The 17,996-nt window shown below is 65.0% G+C and carries 15 protein-coding genes and 1 pseudogene; 11 read left to right on the top strand and 5 right to left on the bottom strand.

The genetic code is table 11. From position 1 onward, the window contains the following. Positions 1 to 9: 9 nt before the first annotated feature. From ABTV68_RS11590 to ABTV68_RS11605, 4 genes and pseudogenes are all read right to left on the bottom strand, one after another. Positions 10 to 213, bottom strand: a complete 204-nt coding sequence (locus ABTV68_RS11590; RefSeq protein ID WP_433677673.1) for a hypothetical protein — start codon at positions 211 to 213, stop codon at positions 10 to 12. Between the two features lie 39 nt (positions 214 to 252). Further along, positions 253 to 357: pseudogene (locus ABTV68_RS11595) on the bottom strand (zinc finger domain-containing protein); the annotation flags it as partial. A gap of 1,556 nt (positions 358 to 1,913) precedes the next feature. After that, positions 1,914 to 2,432, bottom strand: a complete 519-nt coding sequence (locus tag ABTV68_RS11600) for a hypothetical protein (protein WP_433673833.1) — start codon at positions 2,430 to 2,432, stop codon at positions 1,914 to 1,916. A 260-nt stretch (positions 2,433 to 2,692) separates the two neighbouring features. Then, a complete protein-coding gene (locus tag ABTV68_RS11605) occupies positions 2,693 to 3,202 on the bottom strand; it encodes a hypothetical protein (RefSeq protein ID WP_433673834.1) in 510 nt (169 codons plus the stop codon). A gap of 522 nt (positions 3,203 to 3,724) precedes the next feature. On the opposite strand from ABTV68_RS11605, the gene ABTV68_RS11610 reads away from it, so the two are divergent. The 5 genes from ABTV68_RS11610 (at position 3,725) to ABTV68_RS11630 (ending at position 6,846) form a co-directional block, all read left to right on the top strand. Further along, positions 3,725 to 4,045, top strand: a complete 321-nt coding sequence (locus tag ABTV68_RS11610) for a hypothetical protein (RefSeq protein ID WP_433673835.1) — start codon at positions 3,725 to 3,727, stop codon at positions 4,043 to 4,045. Positions 4,046 to 4,102: 57 nt separating this feature from the next. Further along, positions 4,103 to 4,774 carry a hypothetical protein gene (locus ABTV68_RS11615; RefSeq protein WP_433673836.1) on the top strand — a complete coding sequence of 224 codons (672 nt, stop codon included), beginning with the start codon at positions 4,103 to 4,105 and terminating at the stop codon, positions 4,772 to 4,774. Further along, complete coding sequence (locus ABTV68_RS11620; protein WP_433673837.1) at positions 4,771 to 5,856, top strand: hypothetical protein; 1,086 nt, start codon at positions 4,771 to 4,773, stop codon at positions 5,854 to 5,856. Before ABTV68_RS11615 ends, ABTV68_RS11620 begins: the two co-directional genes overlap by 4 nt. Before the next feature lie 151 nt (positions 5,857 to 6,007). After that, positions 6,008 to 6,355: a hypothetical protein gene (locus ABTV68_RS11625; protein ID WP_433673838.1), complete on the top strand. Its 348-nt coding sequence runs from the start codon at positions 6,008 to 6,010 to the stop codon at positions 6,353 to 6,355. After that, positions 6,352 to 6,846, top strand: a complete 495-nt coding sequence (locus ABTV68_RS11630; protein ID WP_433673839.1) for a hypothetical protein — start codon at positions 6,352 to 6,354, stop codon at positions 6,844 to 6,846. Before ABTV68_RS11625 ends, ABTV68_RS11630 begins: the two co-directional genes overlap by 4 nt. 9 nt (positions 6,847 to 6,855) lie before the next feature. On the opposite strand, the gene ABTV68_RS11635 is transcribed toward ABTV68_RS11630, so the two are convergent. Further along, a complete protein-coding gene (locus ABTV68_RS11635) occupies positions 6,856 to 7,527 on the bottom strand; it encodes a hypothetical protein (protein WP_433673840.1) in 672 nt (223 codons plus the stop codon). A gap of 923 nt (positions 7,528 to 8,450) precedes the next feature. Here ABTV68_RS11635 and ABTV68_RS11640 point away from each other — a divergent pair. Genes ABTV68_RS11640 through ABTV68_RS11665 form a run of 6 tightly spaced genes read left to right on the top strand, consistent with a single transcriptional unit; the run spans position 8,451 to position 17,961 of the window. Continuing rightward, positions 8,451 to 10,823, top strand: a complete 2,373-nt coding sequence (locus ABTV68_RS11640) for a hypothetical protein (protein WP_433673842.1) — start codon at positions 8,451 to 8,453, stop codon at positions 10,821 to 10,823. Beyond that, on the top strand, positions 10,820 to 12,178 hold the full coding sequence (locus tag ABTV68_RS11645; RefSeq protein WP_433673843.1) for a hypothetical protein: 1,359 nt from the start codon (positions 10,820 to 10,822) through the stop codon (positions 12,176 to 12,178). The genes ABTV68_RS11640 and ABTV68_RS11645 overlap by 4 nt, the downstream gene beginning before the upstream one ends. Positions 12,179 to 12,224: 46 nt before the next feature. Continuing rightward, positions 12,225 to 12,392 (top strand): hypothetical protein, encoded by a 168-nt coding sequence (locus ABTV68_RS11650; RefSeq protein WP_433673844.1) that lies wholly within the window; start codon positions 12,225 to 12,227, stop codon positions 12,390 to 12,392. Then, complete coding sequence (locus tag ABTV68_RS11655; RefSeq protein WP_433673845.1) at positions 12,389 to 12,973, top strand: nuclease-related domain-containing protein; 585 nt, start codon at positions 12,389 to 12,391, stop codon at positions 12,971 to 12,973. Before ABTV68_RS11650 ends, ABTV68_RS11655 begins: the two co-directional genes overlap by 4 nt. Before the next feature lie 18 nt (positions 12,974 to 12,991). Beyond that, a complete protein-coding gene (locus ABTV68_RS11660) occupies positions 12,992 to 17,176 on the top strand; it encodes a hypothetical protein (protein ID WP_433673846.1) in 4,185 nt (1,394 codons plus the stop codon). An 11-nt stretch (positions 17,177 to 17,187) separates the two neighbouring features. Further along, positions 17,188 to 17,961, top strand: a complete 774-nt coding sequence (locus ABTV68_RS11665) for a metal-dependent hydrolase (RefSeq protein WP_433673847.1) — start codon at positions 17,188 to 17,190, stop codon at positions 17,959 to 17,961. The last annotated feature ends 35 nt before the right edge of the window (positions 17,962 to 17,996 follow it).

A 17,996-nucleotide genomic window follows, 5' to 3' on the forward strand; every position in this document is an offset into this window, starting at 1 on the left:
CTCGACGTCTCAGGTGCGCCAACTCAGCCACGCAACCTCGGTCCAGTATTGGTTGCACTGCGGGTTAAAGCCGTCGGGAAGCCGGCCGATCAGCGCAACCTTTTCAGGATCGAGTACATAGGCCTGAGCGACGTACTGTTCGCCGGCGCGCAGCCCAAGGCGCTCGTCGTCGTGGAGGATTTCGACGACGAACCTTCGGCGTCTCAGGCGCATCCGGTACGCGTTTCGCCTCCCGTCGTGCAACGAACGGGAGTCACGCCCCGACGACGTCTGGCACCTGACGCCTTCATCGGCACCGCAGTATGGGCACGGAACGCGGAGTGGACCGCGCGGGATGTCAGCCTCAGATGTGGTCATTTACAGCACATGCGCGGCCGTTCGTGGCGACGCGGAGCGATGAAGAACGATCCACAGAACACGCCCACGGGGGTTGCTGTCCGCTGGCGGCTGACCTTGGCGCGGGGCGAGGCGGGACTCGGACCGCAGTCGTGCCGACGGCATCGCCTCATCCACCTCATCAGGCGCCTGGTGCGGGTGATCGACGCCGCGGAAACCCGAATGCCTGCCATTGCTCCAGGTAATCGTTGTACAGCAGACGGCTGTTGAGCTGGAGGGGATGGCTGTGCTAATCCAGGCGGGTATGCCTATTGGACAACCGAAGGTGGCGCAACATGCTGTAGCCACGTCATGTGTCGGTCTTTGCCTGCCGTCGCCAAAACACTCGAAGTTGGCGGACGTCACGCCGCGCTAGCCAGTAGTCCTTGAGCCAGACCAGGTCTCTTGATCTCAAACTTGCCTGCGCTGCCTCGACCGAAAGGAATACTTGCGCCCACAAAACCCCTCGGACACGAGCAAGCTCGTCAAGAGAGAATGTCCCGCGTTGCACGGAGAATACGATCGCCCTCGCGGTTGCGCGTCGCCCCCGGAAGGAGTCCTCCAACTCCAGAGGAACTGGCAGCGGCGAAATTACAAATCCCTCGATTCGTCCGATATCGATGTGCTCTTGGAGGGCTGCGGCTAGGGCCTCGAGGAAACGAGTTGTCGAGTGCGGGTGCAAAACGATCGTGAACCACTCCACGTCACCATCCGTGCCCGAGCTTCGCATGCGGCGAGTGATCGCAGGGTTGTCATCGGAGTCGCCCTCGTCAGGCTGCGGCGGCGGTGGGCTTTGCGGCTTCTGACTCACGCAAGCCGCCAAACCAAGAGACCCCAAATGGCGAGAGCAAGAGTCCCGCAAATCAGAAGCCCTATGTGCCAACGCCGCAAGCGGATGAGAACATCCTCGTTCTTCCTGGTCATTTCTGGCAACACAACAGTAGCAAGTCGCGCTCGCGCCGCCTCGAGTGAACGCCTGTGCGGGTACTCGTGCGGTCGCTGCACCCAGTCCACAAGCAGCGTGGCGCTCAGAACATTGGAGAACTCACGGCGTGGGATGGTGATGACGATGACACAAAACACCATCGCTGCGACGGCGGCCGTACCGGAGATCGATACCGCGTAGAACCAGGCCCCTCTCGACTCGGAAGGGATGGAGACCGCAGCGCTGACAAGGAACGCACAAGCCGTTCCGATGAATGATGCGAACAGGATTGAGCGATCTCTCAACCTGGTGAACTCGTCAGTCTGGTCGCGCAGATACCCGAGTCCGGCGTCTACAGCCAGCGCAAGCCACTCTGCACGCTCACTGCGAGACCAATGGACCCGATTGCGCCAGGCCTGAAGCGGTGCCCACCGCCTTCGAGACGGGACCGGAGCCACGATAGGAACGACCATGCTCGGGGTCGGCACCGGTGGTGTAGTGGCGGAGGTCACGCTTGCATGCTATTCGATTGTCAGCGTCCCAGACGTCCGGTCGCGGGACGCGACTGATCACGCGTGCGGGGTGCGTCCACTGCGCTCGCGCTCGACGCAGCTCAGCAACGTACGGCACGCCTCTGCCGCGCGCGCCCGTCGCGCTGCGCGACAAGGCCGGTGAGGGCGATCCTCGAGGGACATTCAGCGTCGGCGCTCATCGGACAGTTCTTTCGTCGTTCGACTAGGACAAGAGTCATCGTCGTGATGATCAAGGAAGGCAGCCGCCAGAGCCACTCCGCGAGGTCCTCCCAGGTCACGTCGGCTCGAAGCTCAATCTCCTCGCTCGTCCCGTCAGCGGTGCGAGCCGTGACAGTGCGGCCGTTGACGCTCAACGCGAACTCACCATCGCTGTGGCGCACCCGATGAACGCCCTTGGTGGATCCCAATCGCACCAGGCCGGCTTCCGGCAGGAGACCCACGAGTCCCCCGCCCAGGGTGTAACGCTCGGTATCCAATGCCGATGCCGGTGCCGTGCCGTCGAGCACGGGCGCGAACACTGCGTCGAACTCGGCGACGACATCGGCCCACGGTCTCGCCGTCTGCTCGGCCACGGGCATCCACCGCTCCCACTCGACCATCGGCAGACGATAGCGGCCAAGTTCCTAGCTGACTACAAGGTACCTCCGGGGAAGCAGCTTCGAGGACGCGTGAACGTCGTTGCCCCAGGTGAACAGCCCGACGGTCCCGTCCGATCGGCGGCCACTGATGAACCCGGGTTCATCGAGTAGCTGGTATCCGTGGGACGTCAACAGGTTCTGCATTCGCAAGACGCTCATCGTTCATTCCAATCGTCACGGCTCCACCCCTGCGGCAGTCGCGCAAGTGGTGAGCACGGTTATCACCATGCTGGATCCGGCCCAGTTTCGTTGAGCGAGGTTCCCTCGATGGCCGGGTGCGATACACAACGGCTCCGGCGCCAGTTCACGAAGAGCATCACCGAGATGGTGACAGAACCGACGATGGTCACTGCAAGCGGGAGTACCACCGCCGGGCTGAACGTCGTCAGGACGACGACGTTCAGAACGCCAGCGGTAGCGGTCAGAGACCACGACAATCCGTCTTCGCTTCCCGGATGGGCAGCGAGCTTCTTGATCGTCGTGGCGTAGGCAATTGCGGCAACCGCCGCGCTCACCAGCAACGTGGCTACCGGAGTCTCCCAGGCGAGCCAGACGACGCCGCCGCCTACCGCAGCGACGAGTGCACACCCCTCGAAGCGGGTGAACGGAGTGCGGCGTCCCGTGAAGACCGCGAAGAACAAGATCGTGACGCTCGTCACAGCGAACGCGATTCTCGGCCATGAAACGGGCGCGAGGCCAACTGAAGCGACGAACGCCGCAGCCTCGAGCACGGCAATCGCAGCCCAGATCAGATAGCTCGTCACGCTGGGGCGTGTTCGGCCCCGAAGAATGCTCACCAGATACGGGAGGGCCTGGGCGAGAGCGAGAACCAACGAAATGCCACCGAGAACGTCACGCCACATCAACGCTCGGTTCCCTGCTCCCCGCCAGCGGACAGCCGACGCAGCTGTTCGTCGAACATCAAGCCGTTCAGTACGGCCCCAGCAAGACCAGTCAGCACGCAACCCGCCAGAGCGATCGAGAACAGGTCCCAATCGAAAGACGCAACGGCCTCGCGACCTGCTTGGTCCGGTACGGTCGCGATCAGCGGCCACAACGCGGACGCGGCTACTGCTCCAAGCACGAATGACCCGACCCTCAACTGCTCGACGGCACGGTCCGAGAGTTGAGCGATCTTTCGGTGCAATGGATGAGGTTGTTCAGCGCGGTGCAAGGGGCTTCGAGCTCGGAATCCCATCGTTCTTTCCAATCGTCACCGCTCCACCCCTGCGGCAGCCGCGCATGTGGTGAGCATGGTCATCACCTCCCCCACTGAGCTCGACGTCATCACGCACCGCCTTGATCGCATCGGACGCGACAGCATCCGAGTGGAAGCGATCGTCCGCGGCGGCGTCGACTCCCCCGCGATCTACCGCAACCGGACGCTCACTCGCTTGATGGAGGACAAGATGCTCCTCGGCGCTCACATGCCGAACGTGCTCGAGCGAATCGCTCACCTCCCCATCGACGAGCAGCGCGAACACGTCGCCCAGGCTCTGCGCCCCATCACCCTCGCGATCGAGCAGGCGAACCTCGCGATCGCGCGTCTTCACCACCTCGCCCAAGCCGACTGACCACACGATGCGGCGAATGACAATCGCGCGCCGCAGTCATGACGAAACGAGAGACACATGATCATCACCAAGCACGGCCGCCGAGTGGTCAACGAGACCATCTCCCTGAAGGACACGAAGGTCGTCGACCCCGCCCACATCGCAGAGGCAAACGCCCTCATCGATCAGATCGATGCGAACTGGATGGCGAACGTCGGCAGAGCCACAGCCATCGCCGCGGCGCGAGCGTTCAAGGTCGCCCGCGTGACGATCTGGGATGTCATCTACCCGATCACCGTGATCCTCGTCATGTTCGGGCTCGCCGCCCCTGCTTTCGGGGATGTGCTGAAGGTCGTCGGGGGCGTCGTCATTTCAGTGCTTCTGATCGCTCTGGCATGTGTTTCGCTCGGGTTCGGAGCCGGCATCATCCTGCAGTCCATCGGTATCTCCCGCAACGAGCGGTTGTTCCGACAGCTCGACAAGATCACGAAGCCGACCGGCCTCCGCGGCAAGTTCTATGTCGGCGCGCACTCCGACAAGCTGGTCTGGCACGCCGTCGAGCCGTTCACCAAGACGCAGGCTGAACTCACGACCAGCCTCACGAAAGCGCGCGAATCACGGAACGCCCATGACGCATGCGAAGCGGCGCAGAAGCTGGAGGAGCTCCGCCACGACTTCAGCCAGATCCTGGCGAAGGAGGACCACGCTCACGTTCAGCGTCACGACCTCAACGACCGGCCCACACCATGACCGGGAAGCCGCAGATGTGCACCGCGGACGGATGTGAACGGAAGCCAGTCGCGCGCCGCCTCTGCCGCGCGCACTACCAGGCAGCGTGGAAGGCCGGAACCCTCGGGCAGCACCAGAAGCTCCCGCCCCGAGCACGCAACCGTGTGATCTGCCCGCCGGAGCACAAGCACGCGGGGTCGCTGGTCTGCTACAACCTTCACCAGTGCCGCTGCACTGCCTGCTCCAGGCACCGGGCCGAGAGCGACACGCGCGTCGCGAAGCTGAAGGCCTACGGTCGGTACGACGCCGGACTCGTGGACGCTGAACCGGTTCGGCAGCATCTGCTGATGCTCGTGGAGTTCGGCATCGGCTACAAGCGCGTCGCCGCTCTCTCCGGGGTCGGCATCACCGGTGTCCGGAACATCATCTGGGGTCGTCAGGATCCTGGTCCGCGGAAGGGTGAGATCCCGAAGCGCATCAAGCGAGAGAACGCGGAACGAATTCTCGCGGTGAAACCCAACCTCGCCTCCCTAGCGGAAGGCCGGTCGATCCCATCCCGTGGCGCACATCGACGGCTGCAAGCTCTCGTCGCCCGCGGCTGGTCGCTCAAGAAACTAGCAGCCCGGATCGGTGTCTCCCCGTCGAACATGACCTCGCTGATGAAGCGAGACCGTGTGACCGTCGCCACGCACCGGGCTGTCGCGGCGGTGTACGACGAGTTGTGGGATGTGACTCCGCCGAAGGACGAATGGCGAGACAGCATCGCGTACTCACGAGCGCTCTGCTACGCGCGAGACCGACGCTGGCTTCCACCTATGGCATGGGACGACATCGACAACGACGCGGAACCGCCGGCAGCCGACGATGACGACGATGACGACATCGACGAGACCGCAGTGGAGCTCGCGGTCGCCGGTGAACGAGTGCGGCTCAAACCAGCGGAGCGACGGGAAGCCGTCACCCGTCTCCACGCACAGCTCTACTCCGACCAACGCATCGCCGAGACACTGCACTGTGCCGACAAGACCGTCTTGCGGATCCGCCAGGAGCTCAACCTCGAAGCGATCGACTTCAACAGTCAACGCCAACGCCGAGCCGCCTGACCAACCGCGCCCCAGAGCATAGAACGCTGAGCGACCCTCCGTCGCTCAGCGTTCGTCGTTCCCCGTGCTGCCGGCGCCGATACGAAGCAGCAACGCCCCGCGGAGCCGCGCATGTGGAGAGCATGTGCACCATCACGGACGAGCTGGAACAGTGAGCCGAAATCGCCCACTGTCTCCGATCCTCCGTGATGCTTTCGCGGAGCAGAAACGCCTGCGTGACGAGTTCAGTCTCGTACGCACACAGAGCTACCTGGACGCGGAAGCAGCAACCAACGGCGCGCTCCTGAACCCCGAAGCCATCCGCCGCGGCATCGACCCACTCACCCTGTTCACCAGCAACCGCTACTACGCACGCCGATGGGCCAGCGAAGAGCTCCTCGAATGGTGGGAAACGCATCCCCGGATGTCATTCCCGGAATACGAGCGTCAGGTCTACGAACCTGCACCCGACGGCTACTACGAGCAGGCATACGACTTCGACCAGGAAGCCCTCATATGAGCACCCCTACTGACATCACCATCACCGCGCACCCCGGACAGGTTGCCCTGCAGCTGCACACGCCACGCGTCGAGCTGCGCATCACCAGCAACGACGCGCACCGCATCGCAAGCGAACTGGACAAGCAGATCCGTGAAGAGGGCAAGGCCAGCGTTCACACGATCCACATCGACGAGCACAGTGCTGTCGAAGTGGACACCGCGACCGCCCGCCGACTCATCATCGAACTACACGACAAAGCGACCGCCGCCGACGACCTCCGCCGCGCAGCAGAACCCCGACGCCGTGGACGGAAGACCGACAAGGAACGGGCGTACATCAACGACTCGATCGCCCTCAGCCGCGCACGCACCGCACCGACCGCCATACGCATCGCCGCGAAGATGATCGCCGACGGTCAAGAGATCCCCGACGTGCTCAATCGACTCTGGACCGCAGCACACAACCGAGGATGGCGCGCCGGCATCGACGACGCGTTCGGGGACGACTGAGCGCACCCGTCAGATACTGACGAGCGCGTCCATCAGGACCGTGTTCTGGCCCGTCAAGTTCGACGCGCGCTCCGCACGCTCTGCCAACACACTCGCGAACACCGCAACACCACGACCGATCATCGGCGGCATATGAGCGGAAGCATCAGCCCACGACACCGCCGTCCCACTTCCATCCGGCCGCTCCAGCAGCTCCACCGGTTCGAACAGCGCATCACCAACAACCTCAGGAACCATCACAATACGGCGTACCCGCACCGCCCCCGCCGGCAGCACCAGCGCGTTCAGCAGCAGCCAGAGCGCATCCCGCACCTCACCATCAGCGACCACATCACCCGCAGCCAACCGATCCAGTACATACTCTGCCGTCACAGCGGACAACGGCTCGCTCACTCGAACGTTCAGCAGCACCGAACCAGACGTCTCCGTATCGGCATCCGGGAACGCCAACCGAAGCGCCTCCTCCGACACTGGGCGAGCGATCAGACTCGTCAGCCGCGCGAGCACATCCGGCTTCACATCCAACAGCGCACCCTCATCATCGAAGAGCCCCATCACCGCGCACTTCTGATGCGACCTCGCCCACGCGACCTGAACGGTCGCCGCATCCGGGACGTTCAACTCCAACGACCCGATCACGTCATCGAAAGAGGCGATAGCCACACGAGTGGTCACTGACATTCAGGAGGCCCCGTCGAAAGAAATTGGGAGAAGAACAGGGGCCACCATACCAGCCGACACGCCGCCGCATCAGGGCTTCCCAGCCGCACCCGACAGGAGCGAAGCGACCCGAGCGAGCCCCGCGAGCGACAGCGCGGCGATAGCCGACCAGCCCGCAACCGACCAGCCAGCACGCATCCCCGGGCCCCGAACCGTCACATAAATATGAGCTCGGGCCTGGCTCGCTTCGCTCACCGGCCCTCGCGATGCTGGCGTTGTGCTGCATTGTGTGGCTTCTTGTTCGGTGTGCTGCGTTCTGCTGCGTCTTGTTCTCGTTCTGCTCCGTGTCCCTGCCCTCTGGGTTCTGTGGCGTGTGCCTGTGCCTGTGGCAGCGTCCGGTGAGCGCCCCGGTGTCGTGACGTACGTCTGGATGGTGACCATCTTGTTCACGCGCAGCGTGAAGCAGCATGCTGCGCAGAACGTGTGCATCATGCCCCCTCCCCCTGCACATAGTGAGGTCCGCTCCGGACTGCACCATGACGCGCTGCGCGCAGCGAAGCGAAGTCCATCAAGCCCCCAGCATGGGTTCCCCGAAGCAGGGCACTGTCACAGCCGAAGGCAACACCAGGTGACAGTGACCTGCGAAGCCTGAGCCGAGACGCGGCATCAAGCCGCGGCACGCACAGGACGCCTCGCACCACGACACGGAACGACACAGAACGCCGCAAGCCGAAGGCCGAAGGCGTGCCGTGAAAGAAACGTCAGAGAGGTGCCCCAGGAGGCGGGGGAAACTGGGGCGCGCTTTTCGCGTCGATCTTGGGCGTTTTGCACGCCTGGGACGTTTCCTCTGAGCATTGTGCACGGCCCGCTTTTCGGCCGTCTGATTGCCGCAGGGGTGGGGTGGTGTGAAGACCTCCTCGAAGCGCGGTTCGCGCGCATTCCGCATGACGAAGTCGGGCACTCTTCAGCTGTCGCCGACGGACTTGGAGAACGCCGCGGCGTCCGCTCTGGCAGGGGCCGCTGACGGGGCGACCTTCGTGACCTTGGCCACAGATGGCGGCCTGGAGCACCTGTTCGTTGTCGACGACCAGCCCGGCCAGGAGGGCGTCGCGTTCTCCGTTGCGCGCGCGATGGCGGCGCACTCGGAAGAGCTGGAGACCATCCCCGATCTGACGCAGGTTGGCGGCATCGCGAGGCTTCATTTCCGCACCGGGACGACACCCCTGCAGGACACTCAGGCGGGCGCGGACTTCGCGGCGCTGTCGCACATCATCGGCGACATGCTGATGCCGGGCGAATGGCTGGCGGTGTCGACACGGAAAGCGAAGCAGCGCACTGAGGTTCGCTGGCAGGCGCAGTGGTTGGACTACCACGGGATGCGCACCCACCACTCAAGGAAGTCAGGCGCTCCGGTCGCTCAGTTCTTCGCGGGCGCGCGCACACCAGCGCGTGCACGGGAGGTTCTGATCCGTGCCGCGTCCGCCATTCCCGGGTTCGGTTTGAGTGTCGTGTCACGGTCGGTGTCGACGTCGCAGCCTGCGCTTGTCTGGCTGGCGATCGCCGCTGTCACTGGCGCGATCTCGTGGGCGTCGTTCGCGGTACTGGCGGAACCGTTGATCGGGTTGGCTGCTGCAGCCGCGTCGGCCGGCTTGGCGGTGTCGTCGCTGCTGACATGGCGCGGCTTCCTGCCGTCACTGTGGCGCACGATTCAGCTCGGCCTTCCGGACGGACGTCTCCCCCGTGCGCCCGTGAAGATGAACCGACCGCGCCCGCCGAAGGCTGCCCGCAGCTCCACAACCATCGGCCGCGATGGTCAGACGGTCGTGACCGAGCAGGGCTCATTCGATGGCGACTACCCGCTCGCGCCGACCGCGTTCCTTGTCGGCGCTCACATCCCGCTCGCGTTCGTCGCACCGCACGCGGGCGCGGCCTCCGGCAACGCGACGACCCGCCTCCGCGTCGCGCCGGCGGAGCTGCGCGAACGCATCGGACCGTGCGCTGGCTACAACCATGACGTGATGACATACCTGTCCGCGGGTGACCTGTGGTCCGGGCTCGGGATCCTCGGCCAGGCCGGTAGCGGCAAGACCGCGTTCATGGAGCATCTGTGGGGTGTGATGAGCGCGGAGCGTGTGCGACCGTCTGGTGCGTTCGGCTTCCCGGCGCAGCATGCACTCATCGCGTTCGACACCAAGGGTGATGGCATGGCCACCCGCGAGTACGCGGCGTGGTCGGCGTTCGTCGGTGACCGGGCCTTGGTTGTTCAGACCGCTGATCCCACGGATCCGGTCGGCATCGATCTGTTCCCGGATCATGGGCTGAACGCGACGAGTTGGGCTCGGCAGGTCACGAACGCGCTGGTGTACATCTGGGGCGCCGATTCCATCGGCCCGCGCTCGTTCGACACGCTCACCCGTGTGCTCGCTGCGGCGAAGCTTGTCACGCCGGAGATCGCACGTCGGGTGACGGTCCGCGCCCTCCGTGCTGACGCGTCGCCGTTCTACTTCGCGAACGTGCTGCTGACGAACCTCGGTGATGACGCTGGTGTGGAACTCGCCGCGGCTATCGCTGACGCGGCGGCAATGCCGGGTGCTGATCCGGAGCTTGCGGAGGCAGTCGCGCAGTTGGCACCGGTGTACGGCGGTGGTCGCACTCCCGCGCAGCGCAACGGCCTGGTCGATGCACCCCGCACGAAGGTGGCCGCGCTCATGGAGGCAGAGCACTGGTGGTCTCGCCCGAAGCAGACGACGTGGAAGGCGCTGCTGGAGAACAACATCGCGGTCATCGTGAACACGGGCGCTTCCCCGTCGGGGCTGCTGCCCGATGACAAGCTCCGCACCGACCTGTCCGGGCTGCTGCTGTACACGCTGGCGGAGGAGATCAAGCGCACGTGCATCGGCTGGTTCGAGCAGGGGCGAGCGGTGTCGATCTTCTCCGATGAGGTGAAGCACATCGCCGCTGCCAGCGCGGAGGTGATCACGTGGATGCGTCACGACGCTCGCGCGAATGGTGTCCGGGCGGTGTTCGCCACCCAGACTCCGGACACGTTGATCCCCGCTGTCCGAAGCGCCGTGCTCGGGTTCGGGACACTCATGCTGTACGCGCAGAACGAGCCGACGACGGTGCGCGAGCTCGTCGCCGATCTCACGCTCTCCGGTGGGCAGTGGGATTCGTCCGACATTACGAACCTCGACCGGTACGAGGCGATCATTCGGGCGACCTCGAACGGTCGCAGGCTGGAGCCGTTCACGGCGAAGGTGCCCGACTATCGTTCGCAGCGAGACGCCGGTACGTGGGAATGGGCTCTCGCAGCATGAGGTTCGCGGACCTCCCGTCAGCAACCCCGTTCGCTCCGCATCGGACGGCCGAAAGGCTCGACCCGTACTGGGACGGTGTGTGGCAGTTCGGCTCTCACGCACAGTGGGTCTCGCGGGAGCATCTGGAGCGGTTGGAGCGGGCAGGTCTTGCCGGCCGCCGACCTGCAGCGCTCCGCGCGGATCCGGCGGTTGCTTCAGCGCGGATCGGCGCCGACTGGGACGCGAAGCTTGACCTCCTCGGTCAGCTCTCGGGGTGGCGGACGGTCACAGCTGAGCAGGCCGCGGCGTTCAACGGTGCGTCGGTGAGCTCAGCGCAGCATCGGCGCGTCATCGCCGATCTGTTCGCGCTGGAGCTGATCGATGCGGGAGCGATCGGTGCCGCGCTCGGTGGTCCTCAGGCTGCTCGCGGTCGGATGCTCCGGCCGTCCGCTTCGAAGGCGTTTGACCGGCTGATCAAGCCACGCTTGTCGTATGCGGAGTGGGTGTCGGTCACCGGTGGGCTGAAGTTCCTGACGGGTGGTCAGTACGACCGACATAACGTTCTCACCACTGAGCTCGGGTTGCGGGTATCGGAGTTCCTTCGGGTGGGAACAGTGCTCGGTGAACGGCAGGCGCATGTGAACACGCTCGCGTATACCAGCGTCGGCCTGCCGGAGCCCCCGGGCCGGTCCCAGCAGACAGCGGATGCGGTCATCGTCCGTCATGATGGTGTGCGCATCGCCGTGGAGCTGACAGCTTCTGTTGGAACGAGTGGGTTCCAGCGGAAGGCGGAGATGTGGGCGCGCCTTCTGGAACGCCGCGCGTACGACGATACGGGTCTGGTTGTCGTGTTCATCGTCGCCGACCGCGCAGCTGGTGCGGTGACGGACAGGAACAACGGCGGCCTGCATCTGACTGTCCGCAAGCAGGTTGCTCGCGCCGCGCGCCTGTATCCCGGGACGTCCCTCAACCGCACAGCGGATCGGATGTTCGTCATCGACTGGCGGGACTGGTTCCCCGCACGCGGCGAGGCTTCCGACGACTTCCTTCGCCTGCGCGCGCAGCGGCCAACAGGCACGCAAGGCGAGTGGATTCCCGCTGATCTCCTGGACGAGTTCGATGTGCCTGCGCCGACCAGAATGCACGACCCGCTTGCGGTCATCCGCAACTCCAGCGGCCTGCGATCAGTACCGGAGCACATCAGGGAGATGAACCCGAGCCGGCCGCCTCTTCACGTGCTCTCCTTGCGGCGATCGGGGTACGGAAAGCTGAAGCAGGTCCGTGTGAATCCACGCACCGGTGAGGTCCGAAAGTCCACTGGCCGTGCGCGCGGAAGCGCACCTCGAGTGACCATTCCCGAGCGACTGCGGTACTGACTCGAAACGTGTCCCCGCCCACCTTCCTGCCGCAGGGGTGGTGGGTATGAGCGACAACCACAGCCAACCCAGCCGGTCCGAGCGAACGGCACGGGACGCTGACACGATCAACGGCTTCTTCGGCACTCGTGCCGGCGCCATCACCACGTCCGTTCTCATCGGAGGGGCACTCGTCCTCGCCCTCGTCGGATGGCTGATCAAGGTGCTCGGATGAGCGTCCCGGGCGCAATCATCGGCACCGCCGGCGGCTCCCTTAACGCGGGCTCCGCCGGATGGGCAGCGAACGCTGACGTGGCACGAGTCGGGCAGCGGGGCGAGCAGCGCACCGCTCGGATTCTGAACGCTCTCGCGCTGCAACCAGGGGGTCCGACGGTGCTGCATGACCTGCGTATCCCGATCCCCGGGTTCAGCGCGAACATCGACCACGCAGTCATCTCCGGCAACGACGTCACGCTGCTCGACTCGAAGTCGTGGAAGCCCGGGTTCTACTGGACCCTCGGCACCACGCGTCGCGGACTGGCCCGGTTCCCGTTCGCAGACAAGCGCACTCTCCCGACAGCGGTATCGGCGATCGCCAAGCACCTTCAGCGTGCTGGCGTGTCCGCGCACTTGCGACAGTCGTTGCTGGTGATCTGGCCGTCATCTCCGAACGGCTCGACGGCGCTGTGGGCGTACCACCCACAGTCAGCCGTAGCGGTCACCGGTGACGCATTCGAGCGCTGCGCCGCGCGCCGTGTAGGCACCCGTTCCGCTGACCCGCGAGTCGTCGCTGCCCTGCGTTCTCTCGTCCACTGACTCGAAGGGCCACCCGACATGGCCGTCGCCGCTGCACCCACCCCTAACCTCGCGCCGCTACTCGCTGGCCTCGCCGTCGCCGCCGGCATCGGAGCGTCACTGTTGCGTCTGCCCGGTGTCGCTGTCGCCCTGATCATCCTCGTGATCGCAGCGTGGATGTCCACCCCGCCACAGATGACGGGCAAGAAGGACGCCGCCGGGTATCCCACCATCGGCAACCCTGGCGAGGAGCGCGTGATGCTCCGCCATCGAACCTGGGCATCGCTGCGCTGGAAGCTGTTCATCCCGTCGACGGACTGGCTGCTGAACGACCCGTCCGAGCTCCGCGACATCAACGATCGCGCCGACAAGGTCGCGGCGATGCTCCCGCCGTTGAAGAAGGCCGTCGCCGTCGTGAAAGTGGTCTTCGCTGGCGCGTGGCTGGTCGTCCCCACTCGCTTCATGTCGTTCATCGCGATCGGAGCGGCGCTTGTCGCATCCACGCTCCCTGTGGACGCGTTCGACATGTGGGGAATCCTCCCCGGGGCTGGCCAGTGGCTGATGTGGCCGAACGCTATCGCCGCCTACGTCATCGTCGTGCAGATCGCAGCAGCTCGCCGTCGGTTCGCGTCAATCAGCGACCCTCGTCCGAGCGTCAACGTCGGAGACTTCGTCGCAGCGAGCAAGAAGCGCGACCGGCCCGTGCTCGCTGTCCTGTCCGGTGCCGCCGGCATCGCCGCCGTGACGGTGACGGCAACCCTCGTGATCCTGAACGCGCTGAACATCACGTGGCTCATCACGCCCCCTCCGCTCACAGCTGCTGGCTTCGCGCTCATGGCTGCCGCAGCGTTCCTGCGCGGCCAATCGCTTCCGGAAGCTCACACCGACTGGGTGAACACAGTCGAAGCCAGAGCAGCGTGGGCACCGAGGTGGCAGACCCTGAAGATCGACCCCGCCCCATTCCTCGTCTCACACACCCGACTCGGCCACGATGACCAGCTGCCGGTGCACGTCGACACGTTTGATGCCCCCGCGACACTCGGCTCCGCCGGAGCTCTCGGCATGCTCTCGAAGATCGCACCCACTCTCGGCGCAGGAATGCGAGTGAGCATCCTCAACGAACCCGATGTCGACAGCAAGGGGCAGTCGATACCCGGGTCCAAGCATCTGCTGCGCTTCACTGTCGTGGCCTGGCCCGTCGACACTGTCGTCGATGTCACGGACCCTGATGCTGACCTCGACATGGTTCGCATGCTGGTGCGAACCGCGGCCGCAGCGAACACGGGTGGTTGGCCGCAGCCGATGCTGCTGGAGCTCCAGCCAGCTTTCGCCCGCGGCGCGGCCCGTATCGATGCCTCCGGGGAGGAGATGGATGGTGTCGTGTCCGCTGCAGCGTACGAGACCATCTGGGGCGCTCCGGATGTCGATTGCACTGATCTGATGCCCGTGGTCGCAGGCGGAGCCGCGGGCTACATCGGCGCGGAGGTGATCGCCGACAAGTCCGCGGGTGCCGTCATGTACGTTGGCGCTCTCACCAACGGGGAGACCGTGTTCGCGGACCCAGACCTCGGCGAACGGTTCGAGGTTCTCGCGCGTGAAGTCGCGTGGGACGGGCGGTGGACGAACGTCCTGAAGATGGGTGAACAGAAGCCTTGGATCCAGTCCGCGGTGTACAAGGAAGCGAACCTCGACAGTGGACAGCTGATCGAGTGTCAGCCGTTCATGACCCCGCAGGGAATCCAGTCCGAGCTGTACATCACGGAGGAGAAGGAGCGGAAGCTTCAGTCGACGCTGAACAACGCACCGTTCGTGTCGGTGATCGGCTGGCCGATCAGCGGCGACCGCCCGGGCGAACGTCATCCTGGCGCGTTCCAGGTGCTCTGGTCCATGTCACCGATTCCCGCGAACCCAGCGATGATTCCGCCTGGAGGACGTGGCCTTTCCGGTGAGGCAGTGAAGTGGGCGCTGTCGGCATCCGTGAACCGCGGGTTCGATTCGGCGAAGCTCCCGCGCCCCGAGATCACGAGCTCGATGGTGCTCACCAGCCGGCAGTCCCGTCAGCACATCTGGGATCTGACGCTTCGCCTGTATGGGGGCGTGACGCTGCTCGCCGTCAAGGCCGCGGCCGAGAAAATCCGTCAGGGCATGGGCGCAACCGAATGGCTCCGAATCACCTCCCATCCGGAGGGTGCGCGCATCGTGGTCGGTGCGCCACCGAACGCTGCCGGCATCCAGTTCGCGCGTCCCCGGAACAAGGCGGTGACGACGGCGTTGGACTGGGAGCAGGTGTTCATCGACGCGAAGCTCGTCTCCCCCGTCGACGGCAGCGCGCCACGCCTTTTGGATGAGAGCACGCTCGACACGAACGATCAGGTCGACGCTCTGGTGTTCACCATTCCACGCGGCATGTCGATCACTGATTTCCAGGAGCCGAAGGCCGTCGACAAGATGCGGGTGAACGCCAGCAAGGTGTTCATCGACGTCCGTCACACGGACAACGCGGACACGATGCGGCTACTGGTGTGCGACGTGGACCCGATGCCCATGCCGGCGCCGTTCATGTGGGACTCCATGGGGAAGGAACCGCGTTCGTCGTCGTTCGGCACGAACGTTGAGGGAGCCCCGGTCACCTGGGATCTGGATCTCGACTCGCACCTTCTCATCCTCGGATCGAACGGTTCAGGTAAGGGCATCGCCGCGACGTCGCTGCTGACGGACCAGCTGATGTCCATGTGGGACGTGTACGCCGCCGACCCGAACAAGGGCTTCAACGACTTCGCGTTCGCAGACCCGTGGCTGAAGTACCGTGCCACGACGTACCCGGACACGGTCGCAGTCGCCCGGAAGATGGTTGAGCTCCTGGAGGAGCGCAAGCAGCTGAACAGCAAGTACGGCGTCTCGAATGTGAAGGATCTGCCGGAGGAGGTGCGTCCGCGCATCACGTGCATGTACATGGACGAGTTCACCTCGCTAATCATCCCCGAGGTCGTCCCGAAACTGGGCGAGAACCCGACGGAACAGGACCTGCGGGAGCATGCGGAAGTGCTCGCGATCAACGCTGCGAAGGCGACGATCGGAGGGGCGCTGGGCCGCATTCTTCGAGAAGGTCGGGCGACCGGACTGGTGATGGTCCTTATGGGCCAGAAGCTGACGGCCGACATCCTGAAGTATGTCCCGGGCGGCTCGACGCTGAAGTCGCAGATGTCTCGCCTCGCGATGGGCAAGATGAACTTTGGCGACATGATGTCCGCGTTCAATGACGCTGCCGGTGCCATGGGGTTGCTTGGGCCAGCGGTACCTCGAGGGCGGGGAATCTTCGAGTCGACGGCTCAGGCCGCGTTCGCGGTGCAGACCTGGTGGGGCGGCGGTTCGCAGACGGAGCACTTCCAGGCCATGGTCGACCACATCGCGGCGAAGCGGACGCCACTGACAGATGATGAGCGTCTCGACCCCGCCCCGTACAGGCCTGCGGTCATCGATACGACGCCAGTGTTCGGCCGCCGGATCGACGACGAGGACGACGACATGTTGGATGTCGGGATCGTGGACCTGGGAGAGATCGATCTCGGCCTGGCTGAAGGCATCACGTTCGATGACTTCGACTTCGATGACGTGGACGCCGCTGGAGTCGCCGCCGTCGAGACGGCTCATGGCGACGACGGACTGACGATTCGAGCTGTCGAGGAGATCGTCGGCGCGGTACCCGACGTTCATGAGCCGGACAGCCGGGCCCACAGGGTGACTTTCGTCGGTCCGGGGGTGTCCTCCGATGATCCAACGACCGTGGATGTCGACGAGCTCTCGGCCGGGCCTGTGGTGACGGGCTCACTCGCCGTCGACGCGATTCTCGCGTGGGTGGCAGCGCGTCCTCACATCCACGCGGTCCGGTGGGAGTCACCATTGGTTGAGGTGCTCGATGACATCGGGCTCACGCACGGCGAGCTCGCTGAGTTTGCTCTTCGCGAAGCCGGCGTAATCGAGGTCGAACTCGTGGTTGGCCTCTCGGCGAGCGTGGAGCCTCCGACACAGTCGGCACCGTCGCACGCGCCGGTCACCGCGCTGGCAATAGAGCACCCGGCGGCCGACGCTCCGAGCGCCCCTCAGGACGAGCATTCCCTCCCCACGCCCCCACCGAAAACCTCCCCTTCGTTCGCGATCGACGACCTCTTCGACTCCCCCGCCACTCCCGCTCCCGTGCGCGTCACGGATGACCTCTTCGACTAGGAGCCGCCAACATGATGGGAACATCCCACGCAATCTCGGGATCCGCGTCCTGGGTCGCAGTGACGTCGACAGCTGTGCCTGCACTCGGGCTCTACCCGCTCGGCCCCTCAGCCGTTGTGCTGGGCTCCGTCATCTGCGCTGGCGCTGCGCTCCTCCCCGACGCCGATCACCACAACGCGACGATCGCCCACTCCGTGCCAGTTGCCGGTCGGGTCGCAGCAGGCGCCGTCGGAAAGCTCACCGGCGGACACAGACATGGCATGCACTCGTTGCTCGCCGTGGTCGGAATCGTTGCTGGCACAACCGCGCTGTCCTACCTCGAATGGACACCGAGCGGGTGGGATCACGCCCTCCAGGTGGGGTCGGCAGCAGCCGCAGCGGCCTGCGTGACCTTCGCGGCCAAGGTCCTCAAGCTCGTGAAGACATGGCCGATGGCATGGCTATTCGGTCTACTCATGGCGGGAGCTGTGCTGCTGTGGGCACCGAGTGAGTTCGCCTGGTTGCCGGTGTGCATCGGCATTGGGTTCCTCGTTCACCTGCTCGGCGACGCTCTCACGATCGAGGGTGTGCCGTTCCTGTGGCCGCTCAAGCCCCGAGCACCGAAGTTCGTCCAGGCCCTCCCCATCATCAATGTGATGTGGAAGGTGAACGGCTACTTTGCCGTGCCGATCCTGGGTCACGCGGGGTCTTGGCGCGAGTGGCTGCTCACGATCCCGCTGACGGCGTACGCGTTGTGGGGTGTCGGTGAAGCGGTGGTCGACCTTTTCCGCGGTGTCACAGGCTGAATCAGTGCCCGACCACGGCTCGGGATCCTTGTGGC

Origin of the sequence: Microbacterium gorillae (genome assembly GCF_050990725.1) — a bacterium.
In the GTDB taxonomy this organism is placed as follows: Bacteria; Actinomycetota; Actinomycetes; order Actinomycetales; family Microbacteriaceae; genus Microbacterium; species Microbacterium gorillae_A.

Coding starts and splice junctions, on each gene's coding strand:
- ABTV68_RS11665 (WP_433673847.1), top strand. CDS start 17,188: ATGATGGGAACATCCCACGCAATCTCGGGATCCGCGTCCTGGGTCGCA.
- ABTV68_RS11590 (WP_433677673.1), bottom strand. CDS start 213: ATGCGCCTGAGACGCCGAAGGTTCGTCGTCGAAATCCTCCACGACGAC.
- ABTV68_RS11630 (WP_433673839.1), top strand. CDS start 6,352: ATGAGCACCCCTACTGACATCACCATCACCGCGCACCCCGGACAGGTT.
- ABTV68_RS11635 (WP_433673840.1), bottom strand. CDS start 7,527: ATGTCAGTGACCACTCGTGTGGCTATCGCCTCTTTCGATGACGTGATC.
- ABTV68_RS11640 (WP_433673842.1), top strand. CDS start 8,451: ATGACGAAGTCGGGCACTCTTCAGCTGTCGCCGACGGACTTGGAGAAC.
- ABTV68_RS11650 (WP_433673844.1), top strand. CDS start 12,225: ATGAGCGACAACCACAGCCAACCCAGCCGGTCCGAGCGAACGGCACGG.
- ABTV68_RS11600 (WP_433673833.1), bottom strand. CDS start 2,432: ATGGTCGAGTGGGAGCGGTGGATGCCCGTGGCCGAGCAGACGGCGAGA.
- ABTV68_RS11655 (WP_433673845.1), top strand. CDS start 12,389: ATGAGCGTCCCGGGCGCAATCATCGGCACCGCCGGCGGCTCCCTTAAC.
- ABTV68_RS11610 (WP_433673835.1), top strand. CDS start 3,725: ATGGTCATCACCTCCCCCACTGAGCTCGACGTCATCACGCACCGCCTT.
- ABTV68_RS11620 (WP_433673837.1), top strand. CDS start 4,771: ATGACCGGGAAGCCGCAGATGTGCACCGCGGACGGATGTGAACGGAAG.
- ABTV68_RS11645 (WP_433673843.1), top strand. CDS start 10,820: ATGAGGTTCGCGGACCTCCCGTCAGCAACCCCGTTCGCTCCGCATCGG.
- ABTV68_RS11660 (WP_433673846.1), top strand. CDS start 12,992: ATGGCCGTCGCCGCTGCACCCACCCCTAACCTCGCGCCGCTACTCGCT.
- ABTV68_RS11615 (WP_433673836.1), top strand. CDS start 4,103: ATGATCATCACCAAGCACGGCCGCCGAGTGGTCAACGAGACCATCTCC.